Below are 13,082 nucleotides of genomic sequence, written 5' to 3'. Positions count from 1 at the left end.
CGGTGGTGAGGAGGCCGGCCGAGCGGAGGGAGGGCAGCGGTGGGGATCGTCCAGCGCTTCGAGCGTCGCCTCGAGGGCGCGGTCGGCGACGCGTTCGCCCGCATCTTCGGCGGCGGCGTCGTCCCCGCCGAGCTCGAGGCCGGCCTGCAGCGCGAGGCGGCCGACGGCGTGCGCCACCTCGACGGCGGCCACTGGCTCGCGCCGAACTCCTACGTCGTCACCCTGAGCAGCACCGACCGCGCCCGCGTGGCCGAGGACGAGCAGCGCGCAGCCGACATGCTCGTGCGCTGCGTGCGTGACAACCTCACCGACCGGGGGTGGCAGACGTACGGCGAGGTGGCCGTGGCGCTCGAGTCGTCCCCCGCGCTGCACACCGGGCAGTTCCGCATCACCTCCCGCGTCGACCCCGACGCGGAGCACGGCAGCCGACCACGCCACGACCCCGACCCTGGAGCACCACCGATGAGCCACGACCACGGCCACGACCAGCCCGACGACGCCGAGGGGCGCGACGAGTCGCGTGCGGCGGGGCCGGGCCAGCACGACGCGGCGGCGCAGGGCGGCCGTCCCGGTCCCGGTGGCTACGCGGAGCAGGGCGGCCCCGGCGAGCAGGGCGGCTACCCCGAGCAGGGTGGGTACCCGCAGCCCGGTGGCTACCCCGGGCAGGGTGGGTACCCGCAGCCGGGGTACGGGCAGCCGCAGCCGGGGTACGGCCGGCCCGAGCAGGGTGCGCACGGGCAGCAGGACCAGCCCGCCGGGCAGCCCGAGCAGGGTGGCTACCCGGGGCAGGGTGGTCACCCCGGTCAGCAGGGCTACGGCCAGCAGGGTGGGTACGGCCAGCAGGGCGGCTACCCCGGTCAGCCGGGCGGCTACCCGGGCCAGCAGGGCGGCGACCCCCAGCAGGGTGGCTACCCCGGTCAGCAGGGCGGCGACCCCCAGCAGGGTGGCTACCCCGGTCAGCAGGGGTACGCGCAGCATGGCTACGGCCAGCCCGGCCAGCAGGGTGGCTACCCGGGACAGCAGGGCGGCTACCCCCAGCAGGGGTACGGCCAGCCCGGCCAGCAGGGCGGCTACCCGGGCCAGCAGGGTGGGTACCCCGGCCAGCAGGGCTACGGGCAGCAGGGGTACGGCCAGCAGGGCTACGGGCAGCAGGGGTACGGGCAGCCGGAGCAGGGCGGCTACCCGGGCCAGTCCGACGCCGGCCCCGCCACGCAGGGCTACGCCGGCGCGGGCGCCGGGGGGTCGTGGGGGCAGCAGACCCTGCAGGCCTCGCTGCACCTCGACGACGGCAGCGGGCGGTCCTACCAGCTCAAGGACGGCACCACCGTGATCGGCCGCGGCCAGGACGCGCAGTTCCGGGTGCCCGACACCGGCGTCTCGCGTCGGCACGCCGAGATCACCTGGGACGGACAGGTCGCCATGCTCACCGACCTGGGCTCGACCAACGGCACCACCGTCAACGGCTCGCCGGTGAACAACTGGCAGCTCGCCGACGGGGACGTGCTCCGCGCGGGCCACTCCTCCATCGTGGTGCGCATCCAGGGCTGACCGACCGACCCCGCCGAGCCCCTCGGGCACCACCAGGCACTCCCGCAGCAGGCGGGGCTCGGGCAGGATCGGGGGCGGGTGCGAGACTGCTCGCGCGATGGCCGCGGTCCGGCGCCGCACCGTGCGGGGTCCGGGACGGGCCCCGCAGCACAGCCCCGGGCGGCCGCACGGCCGACCCGGACCGAGGACGAGGACAGGGAGGGGGACCCGTGCAGGGACTGGTGCTGCAGCTGACCAGGGGCGGCTTCCTCGTCCTGCTCTGGCTGTTCGTCCTCGCCGTCCTGCGCGTGCTGCGCACCGACCTCTACGCCGCGTCGGGCACCCGGGTGCCGGTGGCCTCCCCGCTGCGCCGCAGCAGCAGCCCGCGCCCGTCGTCGCGCAGCGGCAAGGTCGCCCGCAACCTCGTGGTCACCCAGGGCGCGCTCAAGGGCACCCGCATCACCCTGGGCACCCAGGCCGTCCTCATGGGTCGCGCCGACGACTCGACCCTGGTGCTCACCGACGACTACGCCTCCACCCGCCACGCCCGGCTCTCGCCGCGGGGCACCGACTGGTTCGTGGAGGACCTCGGCTCGACCAACGGCACGTACCTCGACCAGGACAAGGTCACCGCGCCCACCCGCGTCCCCCTGGGGACCCCGGTGCGGATCGGGCGGACCGTGATCGAGCTGCGCCCGTGACCCTGGTCCTCCGCTACGCCGCCCGCAGCGACCGCGGCCTGGTGCGCGCCAACAACCAGGACGCGGTCTACGCCGGGCCCCGTCTGCTCGCCCTCGCCGACGGCATGGGCGGGCACGCGGCCGGCGAGGTGGCCTCGAAGATGGTCATCGCCGCGCTCGCCCCGCTGGACGACGACGAGCCCCGCGGGGACCTGCTCGCCCAGCTGCGGCAGGCGACGATCGCCGGCAACGACTCCATCACCGAGCTCGTGGCCGACGAGCCCGAGCTGGAGGGCATGGGCACCACGCTGACGGCCGTGCTCTTCGCCGGCACGCGCCTGGGCCTGGTGCACGTCGGGGACTCGCGGGCCTACCTGCTGCGGGGCGGCGAGCTCTCCCAGATCACCCACGACGACACCTTCGTGCAGTCCCTCATCGACGAGGGCCGGCTCAGCGCCGACGAGGCCGCGGTGCACCCCCAGCGGTCGCTGCTCCTGCGCGCGCTGACCGGCGGCGACGTCGAGCCGACCCTGACGGTGCGGGACTGCCGGGCGGGCGACCGCTACCTGCTGTGCTCCGACGGGCTCTCCGGGGTGGTCAGCACCGAGACCCTGGCCGAGGCGCTGACCATCGCCGACCCGCAGGCCAGCGCGGACCGGCTCATCGAGCTCGCGCTGCGCAGCGGCGGCCCGGACAACGTCACCGTCGTGGTGGCGGACGTGGTCGACGTCGAGTACGGCGAGGACCACCCCATCGTGGGCGGCTCGGCCTCCGGCGACGTCGACGACGCGGCCACCCCGGACACCGCGGCCGGGCGCGCCGCCGCGGTCAACCCCGCCCGGGCCACCCCGCAGCGGGTCGAGCCCCCGGCCGACGCCGCCCCCACCCGCGGGCGGGGCCGGCGGCGGCGCACCGTGCTCCTCGCGCTCGTCGCGCTGCTCGTCGTGGCCGCGGGCGTCGTCGTCGGCCGGGCGTGGATCAACTCCAACTACTACGTCGGCGACCGCTCCGGCACGGTCTCGGTGCTGCAGGGCCTGCCCGGGGAGGTCCTGGGCATCACGCTGCAGGACGTCACCGAGCAGGGCTGCGTCACCGACGCCGGGGAGCTGCGCCTGGTGGTGCCCGGGCAGGCCTCCGCCGGGTGCACGCTGCTCACCCTCGACGACCTGCGCCCCGCCGCGCGCGAGCAGGTGCTGGCCGGGCTGCCCGGCGGGTCGGTCGACGACGCGCACCGCCAGCTCGCCCAGCTCGTCGAGCAGGAGCTGCTGCCGCTGTGCGCCTCGCTCGCCGCCACCACGTCCACCACCGCCACGCCGACGACCACGGCGCCCCCGGCCACGCTGAGCGAGACCCCGCCGGTGCCGCTGCCCGGGGTCACCGCACCGCCGCCGACCACCACGACGACGCCCACCCCGACGGGCACCGACCTGCCGGTGCCGTCCCCCGTCGAGGGCACCAACTGCCGGGTGGGGGCACCGTGAGCGGCCCGCTGAGCCCGCCGGGCGGCACCCCGGTGCCCACCCGCCGCGGCGCCGAGCTCGCGCTGCTGGCCCTGGCCGCGGTGCTGACGACCTCGGCCCTGACGCTGGTGGAGGTGAACCAGGAGCAGGCGCTGAGCCTGGCGATCCTGCAGTACGGCGCCGCGTTCCTGGCCCTCTACGCCGTGGCCCACGTCGCGGTGCGCCGGCTCGCCCCGCACGCCGACCCGCTGCTGCTGCCGTGCGTGGCCGTGCTCAACGGGCTGGGCCTGGTGCTCATCCACCGGCTCGACCTGGCCGAGGTGGCCGAGGCCGTGCAGGCGGGGGACCCGCTGCCCTCGCCGGACACGACCAACCAGGTGGTGTGGACCGCGCTCGGGGTGGCCCTGTTCGTCGGCGTCCTCGCCCTGGTCCGGGACCACCGGCTGATGGCCCGCTACGGCTACACCCTGGGCCTGGCGGGCCTGGTCGCCCTGGCGCTGCCCGCCGTGCTGCCCGCCAGCCTGAGCGAGGTCAACGGGGCCAAGATCTGGATCCGGCTGCCGGGGCTGTCCATCCAGCCGGGCGAGTTCGCCAAGATCCTGCTGTTCATCTTCGTGGCGGCGTTCCTCGTCTCCAAGCGGGACCTGTTCACCACCGCGGGCCGCCACCTGCTCGGCCTGGACCTGCCCCGGGCGCGCGACCTGGGCCCGCTGCTGCTGGCGTGGGGCCTCTCGGTGCTGGTGCTGGTGTTCGAGCAGGACCTGGGCACCTCGCTGCTGCTGTTCGGCACGGTCCTGGCCATGATCTACGTGGCCACCGAGCGGGCGTCGTGGCTGGTCATCGGGCTGGGGCTGTTCGCCGTCGGGGCGTACACGGCCTACCAGCTCTTCGGCCGGGTGCAGATCCGCGTGTCCACCTGGCTCGACCCCTTCGCCGACTACGACAACACCGGCTACCAGCTGTCCCAGGCGCTGTTCGGCCTCGGCACCGGGGGCGTCGGCGGCACCGGGCTCGGCGCCGGCCGCCCGGAGACCGTGCCGTTCGCCAAGACCGACTTCATCACCTCCACCATCGGCGAGGAGCTCGGCCTCATCGGCCTGGCCGCGGTGCTCATGATCTACGCGCTGATCACGGTGCGCGGCATGCGCTCCGCGATCGCGGTGCGGGACAGCTTCGGCAAGCTGCTCGCCGCCGGCCTGGCCTTCTCCATGGCGCTGCAGGTCTTCGTCGTCGTCGGCGGCGCCACCGACCTCATCCCGCTGACCGGGCTGACCCTGCCGTTCCTCTCCTACGGCGGCTCGTCGCTGGTGGCCAACTACGCGCTGGTGGCGCTGCTGCTGCGCATCTCCGACGCCGCGCGCCGGCCCGCGCCCAGCCGCAGCGCCGCGCCCGTCCCGCCGCCGGCCCCGATCGCGGACGCCCCGACCCAGATGGTGGAGCGCCCGTGAACACCCCGCTGCGCCGCGTGGCGATCGCCGTGATGGTCCTGGTGGTCGCCCTGCTGGTGAACATCACCTACGTGCAGGTCATCCGGGCCGACCAGCTGCGCGCCGACCCCCGCAACCAGCGGGTGCTGCTCGACGAGTACTCCCGCCAGCGCGGCCAGATCTCCACCGGGGGGCAGGTGCTGGCCTCCAGCGTGCCCACCGACGACCGGTTCAAGTACCTGCGCACCTACCCGGGGCAGACGGCCGCCGCCTACGCCCCCGTCACCGGCTACTACTCGCTGCAGTACGCCAGCTCGGGCATCGAGAAGGCCGAGGACCCGGTGCTCTCCGGCTCCGACGACCGGCTCTTCGCCCGCCGCCTCATCGACCTCGTCGCGGGCCGCGACCCGCGCGGCGGCAACGTCGTGCTCACCCTCGACCCGCGCGCCCAGCAGACCGCCTACGACCAGATGACGAGCAACGGCTACCGGGGCTCCGTGGTGGCCCTGCGGCCGTCGACCGGCGAGGTCCTGGCCATGGTCTCCACCCCCAGCTACGACCCGAACCCGCTGGCCAGCCACGACGCCGACACCCGGACGGCCGCGTTCGACGCGCTGCAGGGCGACGCGGCGGACCCGCTGGTCAACCGGGCGACCTCGACGACGTACCCGCCGGGCTCGACCTTCAAGGTCGTCGTCACCGCGGCGGCGCTGGCGAACGGCGCCACCCCCAGCACCCCGCTGACGGCGGCGGGGCAGACCACGCTGCCGGGCACCAGCACCACGCTGGAGAACTACGACGGGGAGACGTGCGGCTCCGGCTCGACCGCCCCGCTGTCCGAGGCCTTCGCCCGCTCCTGCAACACCGCCTTCGTCCAGCTGGGGATCGACACCGGCACGGCCGCGGTCCGCAAGCAGGCGCAGGCCCTGGGCCTCGACCAGGCCCCGGCGCCGATCCCGCTCGAGGTGGCCACCTCCGAGCTCGGGGACATCCCCGACGACGCGGCCCTGGGCCAGTCCAGCATCGGGCAGCGCGACGTGCGGGTGACCCCGCTGCAGAACGCCGAGATCGCTGCCACGGTGGCCAACGGCGGCATGCGGATGGCGCCGCACCTGGTCTCGCAGCTGCAGGGCCCGGACCTGTCCACCCTCGAGGCCGTGGCCCCCGAGCAGCTGGGCCAGGCGATGAGCAAGTCCGTCGCCGACCAGCTCACCCAGCTGATGATCGGCTCGGAGAACTTCTCCACCAGCACCGGCAAGATCAACGGGGTGCAGATCGCGTCCAAGACGGGCACCGCCGAGCACGGCGAGGACCCGCGCAACACGCCGCCGCACGCCTGGTACATCGCGTTCGCCCCGGCGGTGAACCCGCAGGTCGCGATCGCCGTGGTGGTCGAGGACGGCGGCAACGCCTCGCTCGCCGCCACGGGCGGGTCCGTCGCGGCCCCGGTGGCCCGGGCGGTCATCGCGTCGGTGCTGCAGGGTGGTGGGTGACGCCATGAGCGAGCGTGACGAGCGGAGCCTGCGGAGCGACGTGGGGGTGCAGCGGTGAGCTTGCGCGCGGGCAGCATGCTGGCCGACCGGTACCAGCTGACCCACCGGATCGCGGTGGGCGGCATGGGCGAGGTCTGGGAGGCGACCGACGGCCGGCTGGGCCGCCAGGTGGCCGTCAAGGTCCTGAAGCCGGAGATCTCCAGCGACGACGAGTTCCTGCAGCGCTTCCGGGTGGAGGCGCGCACCACGGCCGGGCTCAACCACCCGGGCATCGCCGGGGTCTTCGACTACGGCGAGACCTCCGGGGTGGACGGCTCGCCCGACGAGGTCGCCTACCTGGTCATGGAGCTCGTGGCCGGCGAGTCGCTGTCCTCCGTCCTGTCCCGCGAGGGCCGGGTCAGCACCGAGAACACCCTGGACCTGCTCGAGCAGACCGGGCGCGCGCTGCAGGTCGCCCACTCGCGCGGGGTGGTCCACCGCGACGTCAAGCCCGGCAACATCCTCATCACGCCCGCGGGCCAGGTGAAGATCACCGACTTCGGCATCGCCAAGGCCGTCGACGCCGCGCCCGTCACCCGCACCGGGATGGTCATGGGCACCGCCCAGTACATCTCCCCGGAGCAGGCGCTCGGGCAGGAGGCGGGCCCCGCCAGCGACGTGTACTCCCTCGGCATCGTCGGCTACGAGTGCCTGGCCGGGCAGCGGCCGTTCACCGCCGAGAACCCGCTCACGGTGGCGATGATGCACATCCGCGACGTCCCGCCGCCGCTGGGCGCGGCCGCACCGCCCGCGGTGGCCGAGCTGCTGGGCTACGCGCTCGCCAAGGACCCGGCCCAGCGCTACCGGTCCGGCGGTGAGCTGGCCGACGCCGTGTCCGCGGTGCGCGCGGGCCGCCGCCCGCCGGCGCCGGCGGGGTGGACCGGCGCCGGCGCGGCCACCGAGGTCATGGGCCGGCCCACCGCGCCGCGCACCGCCGTGATGGGGGCCGTGCCGGGCCCGCCGCCGCGCACCTCCTCGACCCGGGTGGCCCCGGTGGCCGACCCGCGGCGCGGCGGCAACGGCCCGCTCATCGCCCTGGTCGCCGTGGTGGCGCTGCTGCTGCTGGGGGTCGCCGCGTACCTGCTCAGCCGCGGCCTGCCCTCCCCGACCACGCCCGTGCCGCCGTCGTCGTCGGTGACCACCACGGCGCCGACGACGACCACCGAGGCGCCCACCACGACCACCACGACCGAGGCGCCCACCACGACGACGACCCGGCCGACGACCACCACGACCACGACGACCACCACGACCCCGCCCACGACGACGACCACCCGCGGGAACGGGAACGGGAACGGCGGCGGGAACGGGAACGGCGGCGGGAACGGCGCGGGCCCGCAGACGATCTCCGTGCCCGGGCTGCCCCCCATCACCGTCGGCGGTGCCGCGCGGTGACGACCCCCCGCAACCTGTCCGGCCGCTACGAGCTGGGCGAGACCCTCGGCTTCGGCGGCATGTCCGAGGTCTACTCCGCCGTGGACACCCGGCTGGGCCGCGACGTGGCCGTAAAGGTGCTGCGGGCCGACCTGGCGCGCGACCCGACGTTCTTCCTGCGCTTCAGCCGGGAGGCGCAGAACGCGGCCTCGCTGAACCACCCCGCCATCGTCGCGGTGTACGACACGGGCGAGGCGGACACCGAGGCCGGTCCGCTGCCCTACATCGTCATGGAGCGGGTCGACGGGGAGACGCTGCGCGACGTGGTCCGCGGTGACGGCCCGCTCTCCCCACGCCGGGCCATGGAGGTCATGGCCGACGTCTGCGCGGCGCTGGACTACAGCCACCACCAGGGCATCGTCCACCGCGACGTCAAGCCCGCCAACGTGATGATCAACCGGGCCGGCGCGGTCAAGGTGATGGACTTCGGCATCGCCCGGGCGGTGTCCGACGGCACCTCGACGATGACCCAGACCGCCTCGGTCATCGGGACCGCGCAGTACCTCTCCCCGGAGCAGGCCCGCGGCCAGCAGGTCGACGCGCGCTCCGACGTCTACTCCGCCGGCTGCGTGCTCTTCGAGCTGCTGACCGGGGAGCCGCCGTTCACCGGGGACTCCCCGGTGGCGGTGGCCTACCAGCACGTGCGGGAGGACCCGCCCGCCCCGTCGCAGGTGCACGCCGACGTGCCCGCGGCGCTGGACTCCATCGTGCTCAAGGCGATGAGCAAGAACCCGGCCAACCGCTACCAGAGCGCCGGGGAGATGCGGGCCGACCTGGTGCGGGTGATCGCCGGGCAGCGCCCCTCGGCCCCGGTGATCATGAGCGAGGAGGAGCGCACCTCCATCCTCGGCCCCACGGCCGTGGGCGGCGGTAAGCACCGCACCGAGGACGACGAGGACGACCCGGTCGAGGACGAGCGCCGGCGGCGCCGCAACCGCCGGGTGCTGGCCACCCTGGCCACGGTCGCGGTGGTCGCGCTGGCCGGGGTGCTGGGCCTGTACCTCTACCAGCTCAACGGCGGCGGCCGCCCGCCGCAGGTCGCGATCCCCGACGTCACCGGCCAGCCCTACGAGACGGCGCAGACCCGCCTCACCGCGCAGGGGCTCAACGTCCGGCCGCTCATGACCACGTCGAACACGGTGGCCGACGGCGACGTCATCGACACCGACCCGGCCGCCGGGGCGACCGTGGACCGCGGCACGGCCGTGGTCATGCGCGTCTCCACCGGCAAGGAGAAGAAGACCGTCCCGTCGTTGGTGGACCTGACGCTGGACCAGGCCACCGCGGCGCTGCAGCAGGCCGGGCTGGTGCTGGCCCCCAACCCGACCCGGGCCCCGAGCACCCCGGAGGCGAGGGACAAGGTCCTCAACTCGTCGCCCGCCGAGGGCGCGCAGCTCGACATCGGCAGCGCCGTCGCGGTCGTGCTGGGCAGCGGCCCGGCGCAGGTCCGGGTGACCGACGTCGTGGGCCAGCAGGTCGCAGGCGCCCGCGGCAACCTCGAGGCCGCCGGGTTCGTCGTCGTCGAGGAGCAGGTGGACTCGCCGCGCACCGCGGGCGTGGTGCTGGCCCAGACGCCCAAGGGCGGCACCCAGGCCGACCTGGGCTCGACGATCGTGCTGACCACCTCGCGCGGCAACCGCTTCATCGTCCCCGACCTCGTCGGGCTGACCCCGGCCGACGCCGTCACCCGGCTCACCGCGGCGGGCTGGACGGGCACCGCGGCCACCCTGGTGCAGACGCCCACGCCGACGAACGACCTGACGCAGAACGGCCGGGTGCTCACCCAGAGCACCGCGCAGGGCACCGAGCTGGACCCGGCGGCACCCATCTCGGTGACCGTGGGGGCCTTCACGATCTTCCCGGCCCCGCCGAGCACGACGACGACCTCGCCCGCCCCCACGCGGTAGGTGCGCTCAGGCGGGGGCGAGCCCCGCGGCCATCTCCTGCTCGAGCTCGACCACGCGGGCCTCGGGGACCGCGAACCCGCAGCGGCGCAGCCAGGTCGCGAGCATCCGGTGCCCGCCCTCGGTGAGCACGGACTCGGGGTGGAACTGCACGCCGTCGACGGGCAGGTCGCGGTGCCGCACGGCCATGACGATCCCGGTGTCGGTGTGCGCGGTGGGCAGCAGCACGTCGGGCAGCGTCTCCGGGGCGATCGTCAGCGAGTGGTAGCGGGTCGCGGTGAACGGCTCGGGCAGGCCGGCGAGGACGCCGTCGCCCCGGTGGTGCACCAGCGAGGTCTTGCCGTGCAGCAGCTCCGGGGCCCGGACCACGGTGGCGCCCCACACGGCGCCGATGGCCTGGTGGCCGAGGCACACCCCGAGCACCGGGGTGCCCGCCTCGGCGCAGGCGCGGATGACGGGCATGCTCCGCCCGGCCCGCTCCGGCGTCCCCGGTCCGGGGCTGACCAGCACCCCGTCGTGGTCGGCGGCGTCGTCCAGGCGGGGGTCGTCGTTGCGCAGCACCTCGACCTCGAGGTCGTCCCCGCCGAGCTGGCCGAGGTACTGCACGAGGTTGAACACGAAGCTGTCGTAGTTGTCGACGACCAGGATGCGCACGCAGGCAGGCTACGCGCGGGCGCGGGCACCCCCTGCGGTCGTGCTCAGCCGGGCGGGGGCGGCAGCACCAGGCCGAGCGCCGACCGCAGCGCCGCGGGCAGGTCGGTGGTGGGGTGGGCGACCCAGTGCTCGTGCGCGGCCTGCACGCCGGCGAGCGTGGCGTGCCCCACGGCCAGCGGGAGCAGCGCGTCGGCGGGTTGCCCGACGCACCGGGCGGCGTGCTCCCCCGCCGCGGCGCGCCACCGCGCGTAGACCCGGGCCGCGTGCGCCTGCACCGCGGGCACGGTGAGGACCAGCTGCGCGCGGTGCCGCGCCCAGTCGGCGTCGTGCTCGGGGTGCTCGAGCGCGGTGACGACGGCCGCGGTCAGCGCGGGCCGGTAGTCGTGGTCGCGGGGGGCCGCGCCGAGCAGGGCGTGCAGCCGGGCCAGCTCCGCGGGCGACTCCACCCAGAGCACGTCGGCCTTGGCCGCGAAGTAGCGGAAGAACGTGCGGCGGCTGACCCCGACGGCCGCGGTGATGTCCTCCACGCTGACGGCCTCGAAGCCGCGCTCGACGAACAGCCGCTGCGCGGCGGCGGCCAGCGCGTGCGGGCTCGTGGCGCTCGGCCGTCCGCCCCGGTCGCCGGGCACGGCGGCACGGGTGATGGGCACGCGCCCATCCTGCCCCCCACCCCGCGGGCGGCCCGGGTGGTCACGGGTCCTGGTGATCTTCCGTTCTGTCACTGCGTGCCATAACCTGAGACCGGGATCACACGTCGCGACGACGAGGTCGCGACGGACGAGAGGAGGCAGGACATGGGCCAGCTTGAGGGCAAGGTCGCGTTCATCACCGGAGCCGCACGCGGGCAGGGCCGCAGCCACGCGCTGCGCCTGGCGCAGGAGGGCGCGGACATCATCGCCGTCGACCACTGCGCCGACGTCGCCACCGTCGGCTACCCCCAGGCCACGCCGGAGGACCTGGCGCAGACCGTGAAGGAGGTCGAGGCGCTGGACCGCCGGATCGTCGCCACCCGCGCCGACGTCCGGGACACCGCCGCGCTGACCGCCGCGGTCGACGACGGCGTGGCCCAGCTCGGCCGGCTCGACATCGTGCTGGCCAACGCCGGCATCGCGAGCTTCGCCCCCGTCGAGGAGCTCACCGACGACATGTGGGACGACATGATCGCCATCAACCTGACGGGGGTGTTCAAGACCGTGCGGGCCGCCGTGCCGCACCTCAAGGCCGCCGGGGGCGGTGCGATCGTGCTCACCAGCTCGACGGCCGGCATCAAGGGCCTGGGCAACCTCGCCCACTACGTCGCAGCCAAGCACGGCGTCGTCGGGCTGGTGAAGACGTTCGCCAACGAGCTGGCGCCGCACATGATCCGGGTCAACTCGGTGCACCCGACCTCGGTGGACACCGACATGATCCACAACGAGCAGACCTACGGGACCTTCCGGCCGGACAAGCCGGGGTCGGAGGTCACCCGGGAGGAGGCGAGCGAGTCGTTCGCGACGCTCAACGCCCTGCCGATCGCCTGGGTGGACCCCGTGGACATCTCCAACGCCATCCTGTTCCTCGTCTCCGACGCGGGCCGCTACGTCACCGGGGTGCAGCTGCCCATCGACGCCGGCTCGGTGGTCAAGTGAGCGGGCGCGTCGAGGGCAAGGTCGCCTTCATCACCGGGGCGGCCCGCAGCCAGGGCCGCAGCCACGCGCTGCGCCTCGCCCAGGAGGGCGCAGACATCATCGCGGTCGACCTGTGCGGGCCGGTGGAGAGCATCGGCATGTACGCCCCCGCCACCGAGGACGACCTCGCCGAGACCGTGCGCCAGGTCGAGGCCCTGGACCGCCGCATCGTCGCGACGCGCGCCGACGTCCGGGACACCGACGCGATGACGGCCGCCGTGGCCGACGGCGTCGCCCAGCTCGGCCGGCTCGACATCGTGCTCGCCAACGCCGGGGTCTTCGAGATCTCGCCCGCCCTCGACATCACCGACGCCATGTGGCGGGAGATGATCGACATCAACCTGACCGGGGTGTGGAACACCTGCAAGGTGGCCCTGCCCCACCTGCTCGAGGGGGGCCGGGGCGGGTCGATCGTGCTGACCAGCTCCACCGCAGGCCTCAAGGGGACCCCCAACACGATCCACTACACGGCGGCCAAGCACGGCGTCGTCGGGATCATGCGGACCCTGGCCAACGAGTTCGGCCACGCCTCCATCCGGGTGAACTCGGTCCACCCCACGGGCGTCGACACGGTGATGATCCAGAACGAGAAGACCTGGGGGCTGTTCGCCCCGGACGACCCGGCGCCCAGCCGGAAGAAGGCGGCGCCGATCTTCGAGACGACCAACGTGCTGCCGGTGCCGTGGGTGGACCCGGTCGACATCTCCAACGCCATCCTGTTCCTGGTCTCCGACGAGGCGCGCTACGTCACCGGTGTGACGCTGCCCGTCGACGCCGGCTACACCGCCAAGTAGGAG

General features: G+C 74.7%; 11 protein-coding genes. 9 read left to right on the top strand and 2 right to left on the bottom strand.

Features of this window, described 5'->3' with window-relative positions; all coding sequences use genetic code 11:
• Nucleotides 1-39: 39 nt before the first annotated feature.
• The 7 genes from ACYVOF_RS02860 (at nt 40) to pknB (ending at nt 9,967) form a co-directional block, all read left to right on the top strand.
• Nucleotides 40-1,548 (top strand): DUF3662 and FHA domain-containing protein, encoded by a 1,509-nt coding sequence (locus ACYVOF_RS02860; protein WP_460863992.1) that lies wholly within the window; start codon nt 40-42, stop codon nt 1,546-1,548.
• Between the two features lie 209 nt (nt 1,549-1,757).
• Nucleotides 1,758-2,228 carry an FHA domain-containing protein FhaB/FipA gene (locus ACYVOF_RS02855; RefSeq protein ID WP_460863991.1) on the top strand — a complete coding sequence of 157 codons (471 nt, stop codon included), beginning with the start codon at nt 1,758-1,760 and terminating at the stop codon, nt 2,226-2,228.
• Complete coding sequence (locus tag ACYVOF_RS02850) at nt 2,225-3,688, top strand: PP2C family protein-serine/threonine phosphatase (RefSeq protein ID WP_460863990.1); 1,464 nt, start codon at nt 2,225-2,227, stop codon at nt 3,686-3,688. The genes ACYVOF_RS02855 and ACYVOF_RS02850 overlap by 4 nt, the downstream gene beginning before the upstream one ends.
• The gene (locus ACYVOF_RS02845) at nt 3,685-5,115 is read left to right on the top strand and encodes an FtsW/RodA/SpoVE family cell cycle protein (RefSeq protein WP_460863989.1); all 1,431 of its coding nucleotides are present in this window, start codon (nt 3,685-3,687) and stop codon (nt 5,113-5,115) included. Before ACYVOF_RS02850 ends, ACYVOF_RS02845 begins: the two co-directional genes overlap by 4 nt.
• Nucleotides 5,112-6,587, top strand: a complete 1,476-nt coding sequence (locus tag ACYVOF_RS02840) for a peptidoglycan D,D-transpeptidase FtsI family protein (RefSeq protein WP_460863988.1) — start codon at nt 5,112-5,114, stop codon at nt 6,585-6,587. Before ACYVOF_RS02845 ends, ACYVOF_RS02840 begins: the two co-directional genes overlap by 4 nt.
• A 54-nt stretch (nt 6,588-6,641) precedes the next feature.
• Nucleotides 6,642-8,021: a serine/threonine-protein kinase gene (locus ACYVOF_RS02835; RefSeq protein ID WP_460863987.1), complete on the top strand. Its 1,380-nt coding sequence runs from the start codon at nt 6,642-6,644 to the stop codon at nt 8,019-8,021.
• A complete protein-coding gene (gene pknB, locus ACYVOF_RS02830) occupies nt 8,018-9,967 on the top strand; it encodes a Stk1 family PASTA domain-containing Ser/Thr kinase (RefSeq protein WP_460863986.1) in 1,950 nt (649 codons plus the stop codon). The genes ACYVOF_RS02835 and pknB overlap by 4 nt, the downstream gene beginning before the upstream one ends.
• 6 nt (nt 9,968-9,973) lie before the next feature.
• Here pknB and ACYVOF_RS02825 read toward each other — a convergent pair whose 3' ends face one another.
• Both ACYVOF_RS02825 and ACYVOF_RS02820 read right to left on the bottom strand, forming a co-directional pair.
• Entirely contained in the window at nt 9,974-10,618 is a 645-nt protein-coding gene (locus tag ACYVOF_RS02825; protein ID WP_460863985.1) for an aminodeoxychorismate/anthranilate synthase component II, read from the bottom strand.
• Between the two features lie 44 nt (nt 10,619-10,662).
• Nucleotides 10,663-11,268, bottom strand: a complete 606-nt coding sequence (locus ACYVOF_RS02820; RefSeq protein ID WP_460863984.1) for an acyl-CoA-like ligand-binding transcription factor — start codon at nt 11,266-11,268, stop codon at nt 10,663-10,665.
• Between the two features lie 144 nt (nt 11,269-11,412).
• Between ACYVOF_RS02820 and ACYVOF_RS02815 the strand changes: the two genes are divergently transcribed.
• Complete coding sequence (locus ACYVOF_RS02815) at nt 11,413-12,246, top strand: mycofactocin-coupled SDR family oxidoreductase (RefSeq protein WP_460863983.1); 834 nt, start codon at nt 11,413-11,415, stop codon at nt 12,244-12,246.
• Nucleotides 12,243-13,079, top strand: coding sequence for a mycofactocin-coupled SDR family oxidoreductase (locus ACYVOF_RS02810; RefSeq protein ID WP_460863982.1), 837 nt, complete (start codon nt 12,243-12,245; stop codon nt 13,077-13,079). The genes ACYVOF_RS02815 and ACYVOF_RS02810 overlap by 4 nt, the downstream gene beginning before the upstream one ends.
• Nucleotides 13,080-13,082: the final 3 nt, after the last annotated feature.

It is taken from the genome of Rhodococcus aerolatus, from assembly GCF_054783215.1.
This window is presented reverse-complemented; position numbering and strand designations above follow the sequence as displayed.